At 71.4% G+C, this 20,998-nt stretch carries 20 protein-coding genes, 1 tRNA gene and 1 riboswitch; of the genes, 5 read left to right on the top strand and 16 right to left on the bottom strand.

The genetic code is table 11. The features are described from left to right. Nucleotides 1–119: 119 nt before the first annotated feature. The 8 genes from DEO23_RS03985 to DEO23_RS03950 form a co-directional block, all read right to left on the bottom strand. Nucleotides 120–1,415: a CorA family divalent cation transporter gene (locus DEO23_RS03985; RefSeq protein WP_109274664.1), complete on the bottom strand. Its 1,296-nt coding sequence runs from the start codon at nt 1,413–1,415 to the stop codon at nt 120–122. A 135-nt stretch (nt 1,416–1,550) separates the two neighbouring features. Beyond that, a complete protein-coding gene (gene rplL / locus DEO23_RS03980) occupies nt 1,551–1,937 on the bottom strand; it encodes a 50S ribosomal protein L7/L12 (RefSeq protein ID WP_109274663.1) in 387 nt (128 codons plus the stop codon). 160 nt (nt 1,938–2,097) lie between these two features. After that, nucleotides 2,098–2,613 (bottom strand): 50S ribosomal protein L10, encoded by a 516-nt coding sequence (rplJ, locus tag DEO23_RS03975; protein WP_109274662.1) that lies wholly within the window; start codon nt 2,611–2,613, stop codon nt 2,098–2,100. A 798-nt stretch (nt 2,614–3,411) separates the two neighbouring features. Next, on the bottom strand, nt 3,412–4,134 hold the full coding sequence (rplA, locus tag DEO23_RS03970; RefSeq protein WP_109274661.1) for a 50S ribosomal protein L1: 723 nt from the start codon (nt 4,132–4,134) through the stop codon (nt 3,412–3,414). Between the two features lie 5 nt (nt 4,135–4,139). After that, nucleotides 4,140–4,571, bottom strand: a complete 432-nt coding sequence (gene rplK / locus DEO23_RS03965; protein ID WP_109274660.1) for a 50S ribosomal protein L11 — start codon at nt 4,569–4,571, stop codon at nt 4,140–4,142. A gap of 96 nt (nt 4,572–4,667) precedes the next feature. Next, nucleotides 4,668–5,603 (bottom strand): transcription termination/antitermination protein NusG, encoded by a 936-nt coding sequence (gene nusG / locus DEO23_RS03960; RefSeq protein ID WP_109274659.1) that lies wholly within the window; start codon nt 5,601–5,603, stop codon nt 4,668–4,670. A 70-nt stretch (nt 5,604–5,673) separates the two neighbouring features. Beyond that, the gene (gene secE, locus DEO23_RS03955) at nt 5,674–5,946 is read right to left on the bottom strand and encodes a preprotein translocase subunit SecE (protein WP_165831711.1); all 273 of its coding nucleotides are present in this window, start codon (nt 5,944–5,946) and stop codon (nt 5,674–5,676) included. 65 nt (nt 5,947–6,011) lie between these two features. Continuing rightward, a tRNA-Trp gene (locus DEO23_RS03950) sits at nt 6,012–6,084 on the bottom strand. Nucleotides 6,085–6,345: 261 nt separating this feature from the next. Here DEO23_RS03950 and DEO23_RS03945 point away from each other — a divergent pair. Further along, complete coding sequence (locus DEO23_RS03945) at nt 6,346–7,608, top strand: pyridoxal phosphate-dependent aminotransferase (protein ID WP_109274657.1); 1,263 nt, start codon at nt 6,346–6,348, stop codon at nt 7,606–7,608. Between the two features lie 142 nt (nt 7,609–7,750). After that, nucleotides 7,751–8,770 carry an adenosine deaminase gene (locus DEO23_RS03940; RefSeq protein WP_276309438.1) on the top strand — a complete coding sequence of 340 codons (1,020 nt, stop codon included), beginning with the start codon at nt 7,751–7,753 and terminating at the stop codon, nt 8,768–8,770. Between the two features lie 61 nt (nt 8,771–8,831). On the opposite strand, the gene galK is transcribed toward DEO23_RS03940, so the two are convergent. The 3 genes from galK to DEO23_RS03925 form a co-directional block, all read right to left on the bottom strand. Next, nucleotides 8,832–10,040: a galactokinase gene (gene galK / locus DEO23_RS03935; protein ID WP_109274655.1), complete on the bottom strand. Its 1,209-nt coding sequence runs from the start codon at nt 10,038–10,040 to the stop codon at nt 8,832–8,834. A gap of 67 nt (nt 10,041–10,107) precedes the next feature. Further along, nucleotides 10,108–11,163: a lactonase family protein gene (locus DEO23_RS03930; RefSeq protein WP_109274654.1), complete on the bottom strand. Its 1,056-nt coding sequence runs from the start codon at nt 11,161–11,163 to the stop codon at nt 10,108–10,110. Next, the gene (locus DEO23_RS03925) at nt 11,160–12,668 is read right to left on the bottom strand and encodes a threonine/serine exporter family protein (RefSeq protein WP_109274653.1); all 1,509 of its coding nucleotides are present in this window, start codon (nt 12,666–12,668) and stop codon (nt 11,160–11,162) included. Before DEO23_RS03925 ends, DEO23_RS03930 begins: the two co-directional genes overlap by 4 nt. A gap of 119 nt (nt 12,669–12,787) precedes the next feature. Here DEO23_RS03925 and DEO23_RS03920 point away from each other — a divergent pair, with 119 nt between their 5' ends. Next, entirely contained in the window at nt 12,788–13,420 is a 633-nt protein-coding gene (locus tag DEO23_RS03920; protein ID WP_240613194.1) for a carbonic anhydrase, read from the top strand. A gap of 38 nt (nt 13,421–13,458) precedes the next feature. On the opposite strand, the gene DEO23_RS03915 is transcribed toward DEO23_RS03920, so the two are convergent. Then, the gene (locus DEO23_RS03915; RefSeq protein ID WP_240613193.1) at nt 13,459–13,776 is read right to left on the bottom strand and encodes a DUF3017 domain-containing protein; all 318 of its coding nucleotides are present in this window, start codon (nt 13,774–13,776) and stop codon (nt 13,459–13,461) included. 147 nt (nt 13,777–13,923) lie between these two features. On the opposite strand from DEO23_RS03915, the gene DEO23_RS03910 reads away from it, so the two are divergent. Further along, nucleotides 13,924–15,450: an aspartate ammonia-lyase gene (locus DEO23_RS03910; protein WP_109274651.1), complete on the top strand. Its 1,527-nt coding sequence runs from the start codon at nt 13,924–13,926 to the stop codon at nt 15,448–15,450. Nucleotides 15,451–15,576: 126 nt separating this feature from the next. Here DEO23_RS03910 and ppk2 read toward each other — a convergent pair whose 3' ends face one another. From ppk2 to purN, 3 genes are all read right to left on the bottom strand, one after another. Next, entirely contained in the window at nt 15,577–16,482 is a 906-nt protein-coding gene (gene ppk2 / locus DEO23_RS03905; RefSeq protein WP_109274650.1) for a polyphosphate kinase 2, read from the bottom strand. Between the two features lie 105 nt (nt 16,483–16,587). Next, on the bottom strand, nt 16,588–18,279 hold the full coding sequence (gene purH / locus DEO23_RS03900; protein ID WP_109274649.1) for a bifunctional phosphoribosylaminoimidazolecarboxamide formyltransferase/IMP cyclohydrolase: 1,692 nt from the start codon (nt 18,277–18,279) through the stop codon (nt 16,588–16,590). A 52-nt stretch (nt 18,280–18,331) separates the two neighbouring features. Further along, nucleotides 18,332–18,410, bottom strand: a riboswitch (ZMP/ZTP riboswitch). A 34-nt stretch (nt 18,411–18,444) separates the two neighbouring features. Then, nucleotides 18,445–19,053, bottom strand: coding sequence for a phosphoribosylglycinamide formyltransferase (purN, locus tag DEO23_RS03895; RefSeq protein ID WP_109274831.1), 609 nt, complete (start codon nt 19,051–19,053; stop codon nt 18,445–18,447). A gap of 76 nt (nt 19,054–19,129) precedes the next feature. Here purN and DEO23_RS03890 point away from each other — a divergent pair, with 76 nt between their 5' ends. Continuing rightward, complete coding sequence (locus tag DEO23_RS03890) at nt 19,130–19,549, top strand: hypothetical protein (RefSeq protein WP_109274648.1); 420 nt, start codon at nt 19,130–19,132, stop codon at nt 19,547–19,549. Here DEO23_RS03890 and DEO23_RS03885 read toward each other — a convergent pair. Further along, a complete protein-coding gene (locus tag DEO23_RS03885) occupies nt 19,518–20,921 on the bottom strand; it encodes a cell division protein PerM (protein ID WP_133249830.1) in 1,404 nt (467 codons plus the stop codon). The two genes, DEO23_RS03890 and DEO23_RS03885, sit on opposite strands and share 32 nt — an antisense overlap. Nucleotides 20,922–20,998: the final 77 nt, after the last annotated feature.

The raw sequence follows: 20,998 nt of genomic DNA, 5'->3' as shown, positions 1-20,998 counted from the left end.
ACGTCGCACCGATGGTGCGGGATCGCCGATCGGAAGGGTCTGTCGACAGGAACAGCTCTCGATCAGGCATAAGAATGCGCGCTGAGGAGCGCGGAGTCAAGCAGGCGCGCGACCGCGCGTCAGATCCAGCGGGCGCGGCGCAGCACGATGACGAGGACGAGGGTCGGCACCGCGACGAGCGCGACCGCGAGGGCGAGCCCCGCGGCGCTCCCCGAGCCCGGGTAGGGGACGTTCATCCCGAACCAGCCGGTGACCAGTGTCGGGACGGAGATCACAGCGGCCCATCCCGCCAGTCGGCGCATCACCACGTTGAGGTGCTGGTCCTGCAGACCCAGGTGCGTGTCCACGACGCCGTTGAGGGTCTCGCGCTGGGAATCGAGCCACTCCTCGGTGCGCGTCGCGTGGTCGGCGAGGGCCGCGTGCCGCGAGCGCAGCTCCGCCGCCCTGAGGGAGTCGGGGCCGGGATCGGTGTCGCTGCTCGACGTGGAGGCAGGGCTCCGGGAAGAGTCCGAGCCCGGCGCTGCTCCCGATCCCGGACCGGGATCGGAGGCCCCCTCACGAAGCCGGTTGACCACCCCCGCCATCGGCAGCACGCCGCGCCGCAGGCGGGTCATCTCGGTGCGCAGTGCGGCCGCCGCCGACTCGATGCCTCCCCCACCGCGGCCACCGGCATCGAAGACACGGTCCTCCAGATCGTCGAGCCGGTCGTCCAACCACTGCACGGCCCAGAACTGCGCATCGACGACGGCATCGAGGAGCAGATGGGCCAGCCCCTCGCCCCCGAGGTCGGTCGCCTCGTCCGACTCCCACGCATCCGCGAGCCCACCGAGATCGAAGGCGTCGTCCGAGCGGATCGTCACCACTCCCCCGGGCAGGACGAATCCCGCTATCCGGGAGGCGCGGAACTGATCCTCCCCCCGACGGGGCTGAGGAGCGTCCTCCACGGGGGCCTCGGGATCCTCACCCCGTGCCGCCAGAGCGGCGCGTCCCACCGGGACCGGCGCGTAGACGACGAAGGCGAGGTGGCTGTGATGGCGAACCGCCTTCGGGCGTGCACGGGCACCCAGGATCCCCTCGACCTCGCTCGAGGAGAGCTCGAGCGCTTCGGTCAGGGCGCGGACGACGGAGCCGTCGAGGCTCGGCGCCGTGCCGGCCCCTGCGCTGTCGGGCGCGGAGGCAGCGTCGTCGGTGGATCCGTCGTCGGTGACATCATCGGTGGCGTCGGCTCGGCCCGCGGAGCCGGCGTCGCGCGCCGAGTCATGGTGGACCGAGTCCTGGACGACGTCGATCCAGACCGTCGTCCCGGTGTCCTGGGCGAGCCGCGCGGACATCTCGTCGAGGCGAATCTCCTCCCGGCGGAGCGTCGCACCTCCGCCGGGATCGATGGTGCGGGTCAGGCAGTGGACGGTGCGCATGCGCCCATCCTGCACCGTCCGGACATGCGCAAGGACCGCCCCGCCGAAGCGGGACGGCCCTTGCCAGCAGATGTGCGCCTCAGGCGTCGGCTCCTCGACCCGTTCGGTCTCGGACCCGCACGCCCGGCGCCGTCATCACTTGACGGTGACGGAGGCGCCTGCGCCCTCGAGCTGCTCCTTGGCCTTCTCGGCGGCGTCCTTGGTCGCCTTCTCGAGAACCGGCTTGGGGGCGCCGTCGACGAGGTCCTTGGCCTCCTTCAGGCCGAGACCGGTCAGAGCGCGCACCTCCTTGATGACGGCGATCTTCGCGGAGCCGGCGCCGTCGAGGATGACGTCGAACTCGTCCTTCTCCTCCTCGGCGGGGGCCTCGCCACCGGCGGCAGCGCCACCCGCGGCGACGGCGACCGGGGCGGCCGCGGTGACGTCGAAGATTTCCTCGAACTGCTTCACGAACTCGGAGAGCTCGATGAGGGACATCTCCTTGAAAGCATCGATGAGCTCGTCGTTGCTGAGCTTCGCCATGATGGGCGTTCCTTCCTGTTGCGGAGCCGTGCGGCTCCATGCCTGGGAGCGGCGCATTCGCGCCTGGTTGTGCAGACCTTCCGTCGATGTGCTCGACGGGCGGCCGAGGTCAGCGCCGACGCGCTGAGGTGTGCTGGGCAGATGGCACGAGCCTCGCGGCTCAGGCCTCCTGCTTCGCACGCAGCGCGTCCACAGTGCGCGCCGTCTTCGACAGCGGCGCCTGGAACACGGCAGCGGCCTTGGACAGGTTCGCCTTGAAGGCGCCTGCTGCCTTGGCCAGCAGCACCTCGCGGGACTCGAGGTCCGCGAGGGTCTTCACATCGTCCTCGGAGAGGGGCTTGCCCTCGAAGTAACCGGACTTGAGGACGAGACTCTCGTTGCCCTTGGCGAAGTCACGCAGGGTCTTGGCCGGTCCGACCGGCTCACCCTTGATGAAGGCGATGGCGGTGGGGCCGGCCAGCTTGCCCTCGAACGCGTCGATGCCGGCCTCGCGGGCGGCGATCTCCGTGAGCGTGTTCTTCACCACGGCGTAGGTGGTGTCAGCACCCAGCGAGCGGCGCAGCTGCTGGAGCTGCGTGACGCTGAGGCCGCGGTACTCGGTGAGAACGGCGGCGTCGGACTCACGGAACAGCTGCGTGAGCTCGGCGACGGCGTCCACCTTCTCGGGCTTCGCCATGGCCCTCCTTCCAGAGGTCTCGGGCCGACGGCTGAGGGACCCGCCCCGAGGGGCGGTCCGCCCGGACGGTCGCACGCGGCGATCGATCCTGCAGCGGACACGGAAAAGGCCTCGACACGCAGGTGTCGAGGCCCGGGCGCACTCTGCCCATGCAGCGCGGCAGCTTCGAGGCTGCCTCCACTCCCGGTTCCCCGGGCACGGGCGACCGTGCGACGGTCGTTCGGATCACCTGCGCAGGCCGTCCCCGTGGGGAGTCCTTCGGTCGAGCCCGGTGGCGGGCACGACGACCGGCGGTCTTCGGTAAGCCCAGACTAGCCGAGGCTCACGGTGCGGCGCCATCGGGATCCGTGCGCGGTGACTCACAGTCCGAGCGCTTCGCGGGGTGCGGCCGTCGGAGCGGGGGTCGAGGCGTCGGGTGAGGGTGTTGGCGCCGATGAGTACGGGCCGTCGGGTGGGTGCGGGCCGTCGGACAGGACCTGGATCGTCGGGCAGGGCCTGGATCGTCGGGCAGGCAGGGCCCGGCCCATCGGGCAGGGCCCGAATCGTCGGATCGGGCTTCGGAGGGACTCACAGCGCATCATCTGCCGTATATGGCTGATGGTGCGCTATGAGTCCCTCCCAGGCCCGGGTCCCGATGTGGAGGGCCCCCGACGTGGAGGGCCCCACGCCCCAGACCCCACGCCCCGGGGCCCCATGCAGAGGGACGCCGCAGCCCCACGGCACAGAGGAGCCCCCTCCACCCGGGCGGGCGGAGGGGGCTCCGAAGCGCTGACGCGCCGTGCTGCGGGGCGAGGAGGCTCAGGCGGCCTCGTCGGTGTCCTCGAGCAGGTTGCGCGTGCGGTTCACGTCGACCGGGACGCCCGGGCCCATCGTGGTGGACACGGTGATCTTGCTGATGTAGCGGCCCTTCGAGGAGGACGGCTTCAGACGCAGGATCTCCTCGAGCGCTGCCACGTAGTTCTCGGTGAGCTGCGCATCGGAGAAGGAGACCTTCCCGATGATGAAGTGCAGGTTCGCCGCACGGTCCACGCGGAACTCGATCTTGCCGCCCTTGATGTCGGACACGGCCTTCGCGGTGTCCATCGTGACGGTGCCGGTCTTGGGGTTCGGCATCAGGCCACGGGGGCCGAGCACGCGGCCCAGCTTGCCGACCTTGCCCATCAGGTTCGGCGCGGCGACGGCCGCGTCGAAGTCGGTCCAGCCGCCGGCGACCTTCTCGATGAGGTCGTCGTCGCCGACCTCGTCGGCTCCGGCGGCCAGCGCCGCCTCGGCCTGCGGGCCGGTGGCGAAGACGATCACGCGGGCCGTCTTGCCGGTGCCGTTGGGCAGGTTGACGGTGCCGCGCACCATCTGGTCGGCCTGGCGCGGGTCGACACCCAGACGCATCGCGACCTCGACGGAGGCGTCGAACTTGGTCGGCGACGTGGTCTGGGCCAGACGGATCGCGTCCAGCGGGGTGTAGTAGCGGCCCTCGTCGATCTTGGCCGCGGCGTCGTTGTACGCCTTGCTCTTGGTTGCCATCGTGATCAGCCCTCCACCGTGATGCCCATGGACCGAGCGGTCCCGGCCACGATCTTCGCGGCCTGGTCGATGTCGTTCGCGTTCAGGTCCGGCATCTTCGTCTCCGCGATCTCGCGGACCTGGTCCATCGAGACCTTGCCGACCTTGTCGGTGTGCGGGGTCGCGGACCCCTTCTGCAGACCGGCGGCCTTCTTGATCAGCTCGGAGGCCGGCGGCGTCTTGGTGACGAAGGTGAACGAGCGGTCCTCGTACACGGTGATCTCGACCGGGATGATGTTGCCGCGCTGGTCGGCGGTCCGGTCGTTGTAGGCCTTGACGAACTCCATCATGTTCACGCCGGCAGCGCCGAGCGCGGGACCCACGGGCGGCGCAGGGGTGGCCTGGCCGGCCTGGATCTGGAGCTTGATGATGCTCGCGATCTTCTTCTTGGGAGCCATTGCTCTTCCTTCTCGTGTCGTGGTCCGGGCGGAGCTCATCACGGCTCCTCCCACATCTGGCGGACCTGCGGGCAGGTCAGCCGAGCCGGCGGACGATCAGATCTTGGCGACCTGGTCGAAGGCCAGCTCCACCGGGGTCTCGCGTCCGAAGATGGACACCAGAACCTGGAGCTTCTGATGCTCGCTGTCGATCTCGGAGATCGTCGCGGGCATGGTCTCGAACGGACCGTCCATGACGGTCACGGACTCGCCGACGGCGAAGGCGGGGACCTTCTGCGCGGCGGCGGCGCGCGAGGTGCCGCTCGAGGAGGACGACGAGGAGCGCTTCTTCTCGGGCAGCCCGATGCTGGGCTCGAGCAGCGAGAAGATCTCGTCGAAGGTCAGCGGGGTCGGATCGGTCGCGTTGCCCACGAACCCGGTGACACCGGGGGTGTCGCGCACGACCCGCCAGGACTCGTCGGTCAGGTCCATGCGCACCAGCACGTACCCGGGAACCCGAACGCGCCGCACGATCTTCTTCTGACCGTTCTTGATCTCGGTCGCATCCTCCATCGGGACCTCGATCTGGAAGATGAACTCTTCCATGTTCTGGGTCTCGATACGGGTCGTGAGCTGGGTCTTCACCCGGTTCTCGTGCCCGGAGTAGGAGTGGACGACGTACCACTCGCCCAGGCCGGAGCGCAGCTGGCGCTTGAGCGCAGCGACCTGCTCCTCGGCGGTGGGGCCCTCCTCGGAGGTGGAGGCGTCGCCCTCGCTCGAGCCGGCCTCGGCCGCGCTCGCGTCGGAGTCGTCCTCGCTCGTCGCGTCCTGCGCCTCGTCGGCCGTGGTCTCCTCGGCGCCCTCGGGCTGCTCCTCGGATGCGACCGTCTCGGGCTGCTCCGCCTGCTCGGGCTGCTCCGCATCGGTGCGGGCGCCTGCGTCGGCGGCATCGCCGGACTCGTCAGGACGGCCGGACTCGGACGCGGAGAACGCGAGAGTGGAGTCGACGCCCTCGTAGGAGTCCTGGGAGGGTTCGGACTGGTCGTTCGCCACCGTGAACCTGCTTTCCTTCCGGCTGTGGATCGGGTCGGGCGCTTCGGCCCCGCACGCGCTCGGCGCGGACTCAGAGCCCGGAGTCCGGGACCACGAAGGCGGTCCGCGACAGCCAGCCGAAGGCGAAATCGAGGCCGAACACCAGAAGGATCATCACGAACACGAACGCGAGGACGGTCACCGAGTAGACGGCGAGATCCTTGCGGCTCGGGATGACGACCTTCTTGAGCTCAGCGATGACCTGACGGACGAACAGGCCGATCGCCACGAACGGGTTCGAGGACCCGTTGTCCTTGCGGCGGCCCTCGGTGGGGTTCGCCTGAGAGGTGTGACTGGAGCTCACTCTGGTCTGTCCGATCTCATCGGGTGCATCCGCGTCCGTCCGGACGTCGGGTCCGGTCGGACGAGCAGGGCAGACAGGACTCGAACCTGCAACCTGCGGTTTTGGAGACCGCTGCGCTACCAATTGCGCCACTGCCCTTCGCGGGACGGATCCCGCGAGGTCCTCCCCTGCTGGGCACCCGGGCGGCACGGAGCCGTCGGGCCGTGAGGACCGACGACCAGCATACCCATGACCCACACCGCGGGCGAATCCCCCGCGTCCCGGATCACATCGGATGCCCGCTCGTGCCCCCGAGCGCGGCGCGGTGCTCGCCTCCCCCGCGGCCGCGCATCGTCCGTGTCCGGCCGACGGGAGGGAACCCGGTGGTCAGCCTGGCACGGGACTGCGTGCTCTGCCACGATGGGGGACGTGAACGAGAACACGCCTCCAGCCACCCGCCCCGCCGACTCCAGCCGCCCCGCGCCCGCCGGCCGTCGACTGTCGAAGCGGATCGGCTCGATCGCCGAGTCCGCCACCCTCGCGGTCGATGCGAAGGCGAAGGCGCTCAAGGCCCAGGGCCGACCGGTGATCGGGTTCGGCGCCGGGGAACCCGACTTCCCGACGCCCGAGCACGTGGTCTCGGCAGCGCAGTCGGCCGCCGCGGATCCCCGCAACCACCGCTACAGCCCGGCCGCCGGTCTCCCGGAGCTGCGGGAGGCGGTCGCCGCGGCGACCCTGCGCACCGACCGCATCGAGGTCGACCCCTCCCAGGTGCTCGTCACCAACGGTGGCAAGCAGGCGGTCTACGAGGCGTTCGCGAGCGTGCTGGATCCGGGCGACGAGGTGATCCTCCCCTCGCCCTACTGGACCACCTATCCCGAGGCCATCCGGCTGGCAGGCGCCCGCGAGGTCGAGGTGCTCGCCGGCGCCGACCAGGACTACCTGCCCACCCTCGAGCAGCTGGAGGCCGCCCGCACGGACTCCACCCGCGCGATCCTGCTGTGCTCGCCCTCGAACCCGACCGGCTCGGTGATGAGCCGGGAGCAGCTGGCGGAGATCGGACGCTGGGCGCTCGAGCACGGGATCTGGGTGATCTCCGACGAGATCTACCAGCACCTCACCTACGACGACGTCCCCTTCACCTCGATCCTGGACGCCGTGCCCGAGCTCGCCGACACCACGATCCTGCTCAACGGTGTCGCCAAGACCTTCGCGATGACCGGATGGCGCGTGGGCTGGATGATCGCCCCGAAGGACATCGTCAAGGGCGCCTCGAACCTGCAGTCCCACCTGACCAGCAACGTCAACAACATCGCCCAGAGGGCGGCGCTCGCGGCCCTGGACGGGCCGATGGACGCCGTCGAGGAGATGCGCCTGGCCTTCGACCGTCGCCGCCGCTCGATCCTCGAGAAGCTCGCCGCGGTCGACGGCTTCACGGTGCCTACGCCGGAGGGCGCGTTCTACGCGTTCCCCGACGTCTCCGGCGTCCTGGGCCGCAGCATCCGCGGCACCGAGGTGACCACGAGCACGCAGCTCGCCGAGGCGATCCTGACCCATGCGGAGATCGCCGCGGTCCCCGGCGAGGCGTTCGGTGCACCCGGCCACCTCCGCTTCTCCTACGCCCTGGCCGACGACGACCTCGCCGAGGGCATGGATCGGCTGATCGCGCTGCTGGACGAGTGAGCCGGTCATGAGCTCCGGGTGGGACGGGCAGCCGTCCGCACCGGATGGCCGACGGGCCGCAGCGCGCGGTGACGTGGCCGCACCGCAGGACGGCGTGGCCGCGCCGCACGGCGACGTGGCCGCGCCGGACGCAAGGCCCGTGCTGCGGGACCTGCGCGCCCTGCCCAAGGCACATCTGCACCTGCACTTCACCGGGTCGATGCGGCGGTCCACGCTCGTCGAGATGGCGCGTGAGCGCGGCATCCGTCTGCCGCGGATCCTGCACGAGGACGAGGCGCTCCAGGTCGATGCCACGCACCGCGGCTGGTTCCGCTTCCAGCGCCAGTACGACGCCGCGCGCCACGTGGTCGACGGCGAGGCCGCGATGCGCAGGATCGTGCGTGAGGCGGCCGAGGACGATGTCGCCGAAGGCTCCGTGCGTCTCGAGCTGCAGGTGGACCCCTCGGGGTACGCGCCCCACGTGGGTGGCATCACCCCTGCGCTCGAGATCGTGCTGGACGAGGCCCGGCGCACCGAGGAGGAGCTCGGGCTGAGCATCGGGATCGTCGTGGCGGCCTCCCGCACCCGACACCCCCTGGACGCGCGCGCCCTCGCCCGTCTCGCCGCCCACCACTCCGATCAGGTGGTGGGCTTCGGGCTGTCCAACGACGAGCGCCGCGGGGAGACCTCCGACTTCGCCCCGGCCTTCCGCATCGCCCGGAACGCAGGGCTCGCGGCGGTCCCCCACGGCGGCGAGCTGCTCGGTCCCTCGCACCTGCGCGAGGTCATCGAGCATCTGCGACCGGACCGGCTGGGCCACGGCGTGCGCGCGGCCGACGATCCCGCACTGCTGGACTCCCTGGTCGAGAACGGGATCGGCCTCGAGGTGTGCCCCGCCTCCAATGCGGCGCTCGGGGTCTACGCCTCTCCGCTCGACGTCCCCCTGCGACGCCTGCGTGAGGCGGGGGCCCGGATAGCGCTGGGCGCCGACGACCCACTCCTGTTCGGCTCACGCCTGCTGGACCAGTACGAGATCGCCCGCGACGCCGGCTTCGATGACGAGGAGCTCGCGGCGCTCGCAGCGGACTCGATCCGGCTCTCGCGGGCCGACGAGGCCACCATCGCGCGGATGCTCGCCGGGGTGGAGGCCTGGCTGGCCACTCCCCCGCCGCCGCGGCCCTGACCCCGAGCGCGGTCGACGACGGCGCGAGGGGCCGCTGCCGACGCCGGGGCTGAGGACCGGATCAGAGGTCCTGGCCGGCCCCGTCCTCGGGCAGCGCGAGGAAGAACTCCGGGGAGCCGAGCCCGTCGCGCTCGAAGGCGTCGGCGATCGCCTGGGCGACGGTCTGGGCCTCGTCGGCCTCGACCAGGGCGATCGTGGAGCCGCCGAAGCCGCCGCCGACCATGCGGGAGCCGTGCGCGCCGGCCGTGCGAGCCGCCTCGACGGCGACGTCGAGGGCCGGGACGGTCACCTCGTAGTCCTCGCGCAGGGAGTCGTGGGAGGCGTTCAACAGCTCGCCCAGGCGCTGGACGTTCTCGCGGACGCTGCCCGCGCCCAGCAACTCGTAGGTCTCCCGCACGCGCTGGATCTCGGTGACGATGTGGCGCGCACGCCGACGCACCACCTCGTCGTCGATCTGCGCCAGGGTGTCCTCGAGACCGGAGGGCTCGACGTCCCGCAGGGTCTTCACGCCCAGCGTCCGTGCCGCGCGCTCGCTGTCACGACGCCGCGCGCTGTACTGACCGTCGGCGTGGGAGTGCTCGGCGCGGGTGTCCGTGATCAGCAGCGCGAGCCCCTGCCCGGCCAGATCCCAGGGCACCGGGGTGGTCGAGAAGTCGCGGCAGTCCAGCAGCAGGGCCTGACCCGCGGAGCAGAGCACCGAGGCGGCCTGGTCCAGCCCTCCTGTGGAGGCACCGACGAAATCGTTCTCGGCGGCGATCGCGGCGCGCACCCGCTCGAGCGGGGTGGTGTCCAGGCTCAGCAGCGATTCGAGCGCCTCGGCCGTCGCGCACTCCAGCGAGGCGCTCGAGGACAGCCCCGACCCCAGCGGCACGCGGCCGTCGATGTAGAGGTCCACGCCCTGCTGCTCGCCGCCGCTGATGAACGGGCGCAGTGCCCACAGCACGCCGGTGACGTAGGCGTGCCAGCCCTCGACGTTGCCCGGCTCCAGCTGCGAGGCGTCTCCCTCGAAGACGATCTCGCTCTGCGCCGAACGGACCCGGACCAGGTCGGTGGGCGTGCGCGCGGCGGCGACGAAGCAGCGGTGCGAGATCGCCATCGGCAGGCACAGACCGTCCTGGTAGTCGACGTGCTCGCCGATGATGTTCACGCGGCCGGGGGCGGACCACACGCCGTCGGGCTGGTATCCGTAGGCCTCGATGAACGCTCGTGCGGTCGATTCGACGGTGTCACGGCGGTCGGGGGCCTCGAGGATGACGGCGTCACTGGGCATGGTGAGGGGCTTCCTTCGTGCTCGGGTGGTGCGCAGCTCGGGGCGTGCGCCTCTCGGGGGGCGCGTCTCAGGGGCGCGGGGCGAGACAGCTGACCGACGCCGAGGGGATCGGCTCGGCGGCGACCTCGAGGTCGCCGCCGTCCAGGCGCAGGACGTCGATGCGGTCCGCCTCCTGAGCGGCCACCAGGATATGGCCCTGGGTCTGGGTGAAGTGGCGGGGGTGGGCGCCGACGCCGATCTCGGCGAGCAGCTGCGGCGCCTGCTGGCCGCGGTCGAGGACGCTCAGGGTGTTCGGGCCCCGGTTGGCGACCAGGAGATGGTGCTCGTCGGCCGAGAGCTCGAGGTGGGAGACCGCGTTCTCGCCCTCGATGCCGCTGGCGGCGACGTTCGAGGTCACGTCCCAGGTGCTCTCGATCGACGACCCGTCGCCCACGAACGAGCGTTCACCGGTCCCCGGGGGCTTGCGCATCGCGGTCGCGACCTTCCCCGAGAGCTCGCACGAGATGTGCAGCTCGGAGCTCTCGTGGTCGGCGGCCAGGTGGCGCGGCCCGCTGCCGGTGGGCAGGGCGAGCTCGGCGGCCAGGTCGATGTGGCCGTCCAGCCGGTCCTGCCGGTACAGCAGGACGCGGTCGAGTCCCAGGTCGGTGATGGCGATCAGATCGCTCTCCGGCAGCAGCACGCTCTGATGGGGATGGGGCGTGCGCCCCTCCGCGAAGTCGTGGTGATCGTCCAGGTCGATGAGTTCGGCGGGCACGCCGTCCTCGTCCAGCAGGATCGTCTCCACGGTCCCCGAGCCGAACTCCGCCACGATCAGGGTGCGCCCGTCGGGCCCCAGAGCCAGATGGCAGCCGCCCTCGCCACGCAGGGTGATGTCGGCGATGACCTCGAGCGAGGCCGCGTCGGCGCCCGGCCGCAGCGTCACCACGCGGGTCGGCGAGGTCTCCAGGACGGCGTGCAGGAGCGTGCCGTCGGCGCTCCAGATCACGAAGGAGGGATCGGGCAGATCCACCGTGGCGAGGACACGCGCGCCCTGCTCCGGCGACCACTCCAGGAGCTCGATCCCACGGCCGCGGCCGCTTCCCGCGCTCGAGTAGCAGCCGGTGGCGATGAGGGTGGGGGTCATCGATCCTCCTGAGTGAGGGCGTCGCTCCGTCGCGCGCCGTCGGGGGCGTCGGCACCACCGGGACCGCTCGTGGGGTCCTCGAGATCGAGCTCCTGCTGGAGGTCGTGGAGGACCGAGGGCGGCAGGGCCGACATCTCTCCGGTCATCGTAGAGGGTTCGACCATGCCGGCGTCACGGCGCCTGCGGTGAGGAAGGGTGAGGCGCCTGCGGCGCGGGGTCTGGAAGGGCGTGGAGACCACGGGCGTGTACGCCCAGCCGGCCCCGCCGCGCCGGGAGAGGAAGCGCGAGGCCAGGAGCTGCCCGAGCACCGCCCCGGCCGCGATCGCCACGGCGATCTCCGCGGCGGCGAACAGCTCGGCCGCCCCTGCGCTGATGTCCTCGCTGAGCGACAGCAGTCCGCGGTAGATGCGGCTGCCGGGGACCAGGGGGATGATGCCGCCCATGATCATCGCCAGGGCGGGGGCGCGCACGCGTCGGGCGATCAGCACGGCCATCGTCCCCACCACGAAGGCCGCCGCAGCGGATCCCCAGACGCGGTCGACCACGAAGTGGCTGAGCAGGTAGACCACGACCGCGGAGACCGAGGCGACCAGCGACATCCACCCCAGGACACGCACCGGGGTGTACGTCCCCACGGCGAAGCCGAGGCCCATCACCGCGCCCGCGACCGCTGCCGCGACGCCCGACGCGAGGCTGAGGGGAGGGGAGGCGTCCACGGAGATGTTCATCCCCAGCAGGATCGTCAGCAGCAGTCCCAGCCGCACGCCCACCACGATGCCGACGGTCAGCATCAGCGTCTCCAGGATGCGCGCGGAGGCGGTGACGTACCAGCCGGTCACGGCATCCTGCATGGCACCGATCGAGGCCAACCCGGCGAGCAGAACGATGATGCAGGCGACCACCACGATCGCGGAGTTCTGAGCGGGCGCGGCCACGTGCAGCATCACGGCGACGGCGACGCCGATGAACCCGCCGGCGGCCTGCCCGAAGAACATGGGGATCTGCCGTGCCGCCATGATCTCGGTGAGCGCCACCAGCGCACCGCTGGCGAGCGTCGCGGTGAGCACCACGAGGATCGTGCCGCCGAAGCTGAAGGCCGCTGCGCCTCCCATCACGGCGAACCCCAGGAAGGCGAGCCAGCGCGGGTAGTGCGACTTCTGCTGCGGGATCGTGCGCACCTTGGCGAGCGCCTCCTCGAGCCCGACCACACCCATGATGTAGAGCTCGGTGACCTCTTCAAAGGCGGCCAGGCGCGCGAAGTCCTGCACGCGACTCCCGGTCGCGCGGATCCTCGTGAACGGCGTCGAGTAGTCGTCGGGCAGGTAGGAGAGGGAGACCTGGTTGAAGGTCACCTCGACGACGACGTCTCGCAGACCCGACGAGCTGATGATCCTCAGCACGCTGGCGGTGACCTCGGAGGCGGCGGCGCCGTTGGTCAGCAGCCCCTCGCCCACGCGCATGGCGAGGTCGAACACGGAGTGCAGGCGGACGATGTCGGTGGGCACGGCACGAATCGTGTCACACTGGGCCCCGCCCGCGCGCGACGCGCCGGGCCTCCTCCAGGTTCGTCACCGAGCTCACTGCCGTCCGGATCTGGATGCTCTCCCCTGACGGAAGGACCCCCGTGAACCTCTCAGCCGCGACCGGATCGGCCGCCCCCGCCTCGCCGGACCCCGCTGCGCTGCAGGCGTTCCAGGACCTGCTCGCAGGGAACCGCCGCTTCGTCGAGGGCGACGTCCAGCACCCGAACCAGGACGAGTCCCGCCGACGCGCGCTGGAGAGCGGTCAGGCACCGTTCGCGATGGTGTTGGGATGCTCGGACTCCCGTGTCCCGGTGGAGCTGCTGTTCGACCAGGGGCTCGGGGACCTGTTCGTCGCCCGCAACGCCGGGCACGTGCTGGGACGCTCGATGCAGGCCTCGGTCGAGTTCGCCGTCGAGGTGCTCGGCGTGCAGGTGGTGCTCGTGCTGGGCCATGAGTCCTGCGGGGCCGTCGGTGCGACCGTCGAGGCGATCCAGAAGGGCACGACCCTGCCCGGGGAGATGCCGATCCTGGTGGATCAGGTCAAGGAGCACCTCGACCCCGCGGACCCGACCGAGCAGGCCGTCGAGACGCACGTGCTGGGCACGCTCACGGACCTCCGCTCGCGCTCGCTGATCGTGCGCGAGGCCGAGGAGAAGGGCTCGATCGTCGTCGCGGGGGCCGTCTACGGTCTCGGGGACGGCGGTGTCCGGGTGATCAGCGGCCCCGAGGCCTGAGGCCCGTCCGCCCAGGCGGCCCCCCGGGCGCGGGTGGGTCAGAGGTTCGGGGCGGCCGAGAGCACGGCGAGCCCCGCCGAGAGCCCGAGCAACACGAGCGTGTCGAGCCCGCGCGAGCGCACGGCGAGCGCGCCCAGGGCACCGTCGGGCAGCATCGCCCTCAGCGCCGCGACGACCAGTAGCAGCCCGGCCAGCAGACGCCCGGCGAGCACGGCACTGGTGAGCGCACCGACCACGATGGCTGCGGCCAGGGCGACCAGGATCAGCGCCAGCAGACGCTGCCGGCGCAGGCCCTCTCGCAGCGGGACACGGGAGGGCGAGTGCGGTGCGGGTGAGGTGGGCGCGCTTCCGGACATGTCCGCCATCGTACGGCCGTCGCGCGGGCGGGACACCGCCTGCGCGCCGTGCCCCGCGGTGTGCACGGCGCCGGCCGGGACGTGGATAGGCTGGCTGCGGACCGTCGACGACGACGGCCCGAGCCGCGATCCGAGGAGAAGCATCCGATGACCATCCCGTCCGCGTCCGAACCCGCTGCACCCGGGCGCATGGAGCACGATCTGCTGGGTGACCGGGAGGTCCCGGCGGAGGCCTATTACGGCATCCAGACCCTGCGGGCGCAGGAGAACTTCCGCATCACCGACGTCCCGGTCTCCCACTTCCCCGAGCTGATCCGGGCCCTCGCCCTGGTCAAGCAGTCCGCAGCCCGGGCCAACCGTCGATTGGGCGCGCTCGACGACGAGCGCGCCGATGCCATCGAGCAGGCCTGCGAGGAGATCGCCGCCGGCCACCTGCACGAGCAGTTCGTCGTCGACGTGATCCAGGGCGGCGCAGGCACCAGCACGAACATGAACGCCAACGAGGTGATCGCGAACCGGGCGCTGGAGATCCTGGGCCATTCGCGCGGGGAGTACGAGCACCTGCACCCCAACAACCACGTGAACCTCGCCCAGTCCACCAACGACGTCTACCCGACGGCGGTGCGCCTGGCGATCCTGCTGTCCTTCCCGCGCCTGGCCGACGCGATGGACGGTCTGATCGGGGCGCTGCGCGAGAAGGGCGAGGAGTTCAGCGAGACCCTGAAGATGGGGCGCACCCAGATGCAGGACGCCGTGCCGATGACCCTGGGCCAGGAGTTCCACGCCTGGGCGACCACGATCGCGGAGGACGTCGAGAGGCTGAACCGCACCGGACGGCTGTTCACGGAGATCAACCTCGGCGCGACGGCGATCGGCACCGGCATCACCACCGACCCCCGGTACGCGCAGCTGGCGACCGAGGAACTCTCCGCCCTGTCGGGGATCGAGTTCGTCGTGGCCGACGACCTGGTGGAGGCGACGAGCGACACCGGGGCGTTCGTGACGTTCTCGGGCGTGCTCAAGCGCATCGCCGTGAAGATCTCCAAGGTCTGCAACGACCTGCGCCTGCTCAGCTCCGGTCCGCGCGCGGGCCTGGCGGAGCTGCGGCTGCCCGCCGTGCAGCCCGGCAGCTCGATCATGCCCGGGAAGGTGAACCCGGTGATCCCGGAGGTCGTCAACCAGGTCGCCTTCGAGGTGATCGGCAACGACACCACGGTCACCTTCGCCGCGGAGGGCGGCCAGCTGCAGCTCAACGCCTTCGAGCCGGTGATCTGCTTCAACATCCTGGAGTCCACCCGGTCGATGACCCGGGCGATGACCACGCTCGCCGATCGCTGCGTGCGCGGCATCGAGCCGAACCTGGACGTGCTCGAGGGCTACGTGGAGCGGTCGATCGGCGTGATCACGGCCCTGGTGCCGGTGATCGGCTACTCGGCGGCGACCGAGCTGGCCCGCAGCGCCCTGGAGACGGGACGCCCGGTGCGGGATCTCGTGCTCGAGAAGGGGCTCGTGCAGGAGGGGCATCTGAGCGACCTCCTCTCCCCCACCATGATGACGCGACCCCACCGCCCGACCACCACGGGCAGCATCCCGCGGGTCGATCCGGCGACCGACTCGGGCGAAGTCACCCGGATGGTGCCCGACGACAGCGCCACCCCCGAGGCCGATCTCTGATCCTCCCTCCGGCCCCGGGGACACCGGGCCGGTCCCGAGGAGCGGGACGAGGACGGCGGAGCGGACGAGCGCGGGCCCCCGGACGATGATCCGGGGGCCCGCGCTCGTCCTGCGTGGAGGCGGGTCCTACTCGTCGGCCTCCTCCTTCTTGCCGCGCATGACCAGCTTGGGGTCGGGCGCTCCGACGACCTCGTGGTCCTTGCCCTCGTACTCGAACTGCGAGAGGAAGTAGCGCATGGCATTGAGGCGTGCGCGCTTCTTGTCGTTCGAGCGGACGATGGTCCACGGGGCGTACTTCTTGTCGGTGCGGCGGAACATCTCCTCCTTGGCCTCCGTGTAGGCCTCCCAGCGATCCAGGGACTCCAGGTCCATCGGGGACAGCTTCCAGCGGCGCACCGGGTCGAGCTGGCGGATGGCGAAGCGGGTGCGCTGCTCGCGCTGGGAGACCGAGAACCAGAACTTGGTGACGTGGATGCCGGCGTCCACGAGCATCCGCTCGAACTGGGGCGCCTGGTTCATGAACGCCTCGTACTCCTCGTCGGTGCAGAAGCCCATCACCCGTTCGACGCCCGCCCGGTTGTACCAGGACCGGTCGAACAGGACCATCTCGCCCTCGGTGGGCAGGTACTGGATGTACCGCTGGAAGTACCACTGCCCGCGCTCGCGGTCGCTGGGCTTGTTCAGCGCGACGACCCGCGCGGTGCGCGGGTTGAGGTGCTCGGTGAAGCGCTTGATGGTCCCGCCCTTCCCCGCGGCGTCACGGCCCTCGAAGATGATGATCGACTTCTGGTCGTTGTCCTCGAGCCAGTACTGGTACTTCAGCAGCTCGACCTGCAGGCGGTACTTCTCGAGCTCGTACTCGTCCCGGTCCATGCGGGTCTCGTACGGGTACCCCTCCTGCCAGGTGTACACGGGGTTGCCCTGCGGGTCGATGAGATCCGGGTCGGGCGTGTGACCGTCGGCGACCGTGTAGCCCTCGTCCCTCAGGTGCTCGATGTACTCCCTGAGGTTCTGGTTGTCGGGGATCTTCACGGGACTCTCCTTCGGACTTCCGGCGCCGCCACCGGAGGGGCGCCGCCGGGGCGGCTTGCCCTCCAGGGTATGCGGGCCATCTGTCGAGCGGGTGAACTCGGCCGCTCAGTGCGCGAAGTGGCGGGTCCCCGTGAGGTAGAGCGTGACGCCCGCGGCGCGGCAGGCCTCGACGACCTCCTCGTCACGGATCGATCCGCCGGGCTGCACGATCGCGCTGACGCCCGCGTCGATGAGGATCTGCGCGCCGTCGGCGAAGGGGAAGAACGCATCCGACGCCGCGACCGCTCCGCGGGCCCGCTCGGGGGCCTGCTCGCCCTCGGCGTGCTCGCCCAGGGTGTTCGCGCGCTGGACGGCGAGCCGGCAGGAGTCCAGACGGTTGACCTGCCCCATGCCGATGCCGACGGCGGCGAGGTCCTTGGCCAGCAGGATCGCGTTGGACTTCACGGCGCGCACGGAGCGCCAGGCGAAGACGAGATCCGCGAGGGTGCGCTCGTCGGCGGCGTCGCCGGCGGCGAGGGTCCAGGTCGTGGGGTCGTCGCCCTCGGCCTGGTAGGAGTCGGTCTCCTGGATCAGGGAGCCGCCCCAGATCTGGCGGATCTCCACACCCGTGCGCGGCCGCTCGTCGATCCGCAGGATCCGCAGGTTCTTCTTCGTGCGCAGCAGCTCGAGGGCCTCGTCCTCGTAGGCCGGTGCCAGGATCACCTCGGTGAACACGGGCTTGACCTGCTGGGCCATGGCGAGGGTGACCGGGCGGTTGCTGGCGATCACACCGCCGTAGGCCGAGAGCGGGTCGGTGCCGTGGGCGCGTGCGTGGGCGGAGGCGATGTCCTCGTCCGCGGTCGCCACGGCGATGCCGCACGGGTTGTTGTGCTTCATCACCACGACGCAGGGCTGGTCGTGGTCGGAGGCGGCGCGGGTGGCGGCGTCGGCGTCGACGTAGTTGTTGAAGCTCATGGCCTTGCCGCCGAGCTGCTCGGCACCGGCCAGGCCGGGGTTCTCGTCGTCGATCACCGCGACGCGTGCACGCTGGTGGGGGTTCTCGCCGTAGCGCAGGGTGCGCAGCCCCGCCTCGGCGGCCTCCTGGTCGTCCATGTCGAGCAGGAACGCCGAGTCCCCGTCCGTGCCGCTCTCCCCCGCCGCAGCTGCGGCGGGGGCACGATCGGCGCCGTCCGCCTGCTCGTCCTCGAGGTCGAGGTCCTCGAGCTGGCCGAGCATCCAGTCGCTGATGGCGGTGTCGTACTCGCTGGTGCGGCCGAAGGCGATGGTCGCGAGCTCCTGGCGCTCGGCGAGGCTGAACCCGCCCTGCTTCGCGGCGCTCCCGGCACGCGCATAGTCCTCGGGATCGACCACGACGGCGACCGAGGCGAAGTTCTTGGCGGCTCCGCGCACCATCGAGGGACCGCCGATGTCGATCTTCTCGATGATCTCGTCGAAGGAGCCGCCCGCGGCGACGGTGTCCTCGAACGGGTACAGGTTCACGACCACGAGGTCGAAGGGTGTGATGCCCTGGTCCTCGAGCTGGGACCGGTGGTCCTCGAGTCGCCGGTCGGCGAGGATGCCGCCGTGGATGCGGGGGTGGAGGGTCTTCACGCGGCCGTCGAGCATCTCGGGGCTGCCGGTGACCTCGGCGACGTCGACGACGGCGAATCCCGCCTCGCGGATCGTCGCGGCGGTCGAGCCGGTGGAGACGATCTCGACGTCGGCCGCGGAGAGGTCGCGGGCGAGATCGACGAGGCCGGTCTTGTCGAAGACGGAGACCAGGGCGCGGCGGATGGGGCGGCGGGTGGTGGTGCTCACGGAGCGTTCTCCTCGCAGGTCGAAGCGATGCGATCGTGCATCGGCTCTCGGCTGCGGGCACCCAGGCGGTCGATGCCCACGAACGTCACTCCCCGGTGGTGTGCCCACCTGCGCCAGTCGTGTGGTGCCAGTGTACCGAGGGGGCCGGCCGCCCCGGAACCTCGATCAGCGTGCGAGGGAGCACGCCCGCTCGCGCACGACCTCGACGAGCATCTCGCGCTCGACGGCCTTGATGCGCTCGTGGAGCGACTCCTCGGTGTCCCCGTCGAGCACGTCCACGGCCCGCTGGGCGAGGATCCGACCGGTGTCCACGCCGGGGTCGACCTCGATCACGCTCGCGCCTGTCACCTTGACGCCGTGGGCCAGGGCGTCCCGCACGCCGTGGGCACCGGGGAACGACGGCAGCAGCGCCGGGTGGGTGTTGATGATGCGGCCCGGGTGCGCGGTCAGCAGCGGCGCCCCGATGAGCTTCATGAAGCCGGCCAGCACCACCAGGTCCGGGGCGAGGGCGGACACCTCGCGGGCGAGGGCGTCGTCCCACGCGGCACGGTCCGCGTGGTCCTTCAGCCTGACCACGGAGGTGGGGATGCCGGCTTCTGCGGCGTGGGCGAGGCCCGCGGCGTCACGATCGGCGACCACGCCGACGATCTCGTAGGAACCGCGCTCCTGCGCGGAGCCGGCCGACGCCTCGGCGTCGGAGCGTTGGGCCTCGAGGAGAGCGGCGAGATTGCTGCCGGTGCCGGAGATCAGGACGACGATGCGCGCGGGTGCCACGCCCACACCCTACTGGCGATCCGCCCGTGGCCATGCCGTTGTCCGTGGCCCCTGGACGAGCAGGCACAATGGAGGGGTGAGCAGCCCCGCCCCAGACCCCGCCGATGCCGTGCCCGAGTCCGCCCGGCTCTACCGCCGCAGGCTGAGCCGTCTGCTCCTGGGCCTGCTGTGCTCGTGGCTGCTGATGCTGCTGCCGCTGCCGTGGTCGCTGCTGTCCGGGATCGCGGGAGTGATCACCGCGGTGCTGCTGGTGATGCTCGTGATCGCCGCCTGGAGCGACGGACGGCCGGTGATGGCGGTGGTGACCGGTCTGGTCGGGCTGCCCGCCGTGCTGATGATCGTGCTGGGCTCGGTGACCGGGCTGCTGTTCTACGGCCCGATGTCCGAGCTCGAGACCTGCCGGGACGACGCGCTCACGCAGCAGGCCCAGGACTCCTGCAAGGACGAGGTCCAGAACTCGGTGGTCAGCTGGATGGAGGGTCTGACGGGCTCCTGAGCCCGTGCTCCGCCGGCCGCGCCTTCTCGGCCGTCCCGGTGCCCTCGGGAGTCCCGGTCCTCTCGGACTCCTCCGCCGTCCCGCCTCCGTCGCTCTCGCGGGACTCCGACTCCTCGACCCGTTCCCGCAGGTCCCTGCGAGTCCTGTGCAGCCAGTCCAGGGCCGGGGTCAGATACACCGCGGCGACCGCGGCGGTGGGCAGTGCGACGATCCCCAGCAGCGGCAGGGCGAGCGATCCGAGCTGCGGGCCGAGAGTGTCCAGGGCACCGTCGCCGATCCCGCCGGTGACCAGCCCGGCGATCAGCAGGGTGAGGACCACGAGCGAGCCGGCGAAGACGCCGAGAGCGGTCAGTCTGCCGCGGATGTCGGCGCCGGCGAGGTCGCGGCACAGCCGCACGGCACCCAGCACGACCGCGGCCACGGGCAGCGCCACCAGCAGCCAGATGACGCCCGGTGCCTTCCCCGGCTCGGGCACGATGCCCAGCAGCGGGAGCGCGGGCATCACCGGGGTGCTGGCGCCTCCGAGGGAGATCACGCTGCCCGCGCCCAGGGTGATGCTGCCGCCGAGCAGGATCACGAGCACCCACGCCATGATCAGCGGCAGCAAGGCGAGCTGCAGGAGGAACAGCACGAGGGACCCGAGCACTCCCGGGTCCAGCGACTGGTGGAGGGAGGCAACGTGGCCGAAGCGCAGGCCGATCATCACCACGGTGAGCAGGGCCCCCGAGGCGGCAAAGCCCGCGAGGGTGAGCAGGAGGGCCCGGGCGACCGCGTCGTAGGGCGACGGGAGCAGCGCCAGCACGCGCACCGCGGGGCGCCCCTCCGCCGCGGGTCGGCGCAGGGCCAGGAGCCCTCCGGTCAGGCTGCCGATGACGGCGATCAGCGCGCCGGAGACGATGGCGGAGGGCACCACGGCGTGCACGAGGGTGCCGCGGGCGATCGCGGCCAGCACGCCGAGCCCGGCGGTGTAGACGATGACCAGGGCGCCCAGGCAGGCGCCGCCGTCACGGAACGCCCGGGCCCGCAGGGCTCCGTCGGCGTCCACCGGCCGCAGACGGCGGGTGGCGCGGCGCGCGGCCAGCGTGATCAGGGCGAGCAGCACGAGGGTCAGCCCCACGGGCATCAGGGAGATCGATCCGGTCACGGAGCCCGCCTGCAGCACGACGCTCCCGCCGTGACCGAGCACCAGGGCATCCAGGCCCATCAGGATCGCGCGCAGCGTGCCGGGCGAGGACCTGCTCGCGCCGATCTCGGCGATGAGGGCCGGCACCACCGTGAGGGCGACGCCGCTGGCGAGGGCACCGAGGGCGGCGATGGCACCGGAGATCATGGGGGCGTCGATGCGCACCTCGCGTCCGCCGTTCAGTGCCACGTGCGCCTCCGTCTCGTCCTGCTCGCTCCGCCGCACGTCCCGAGGGCGACCGGCGCGCTCCACTGTGACGGGCGCGG

This window comes from Brachybacterium endophyticum (genome assembly GCF_003130585.1).
Classification (GTDB): Bacteria; Actinomycetota; Actinomycetes; order Actinomycetales; family Dermabacteraceae; genus Brachybacterium; species Brachybacterium endophyticum.
Note: the sequence above shows the minus strand (reverse complement) of the source record. Positions and strands in the feature narration are given on the sequence as shown.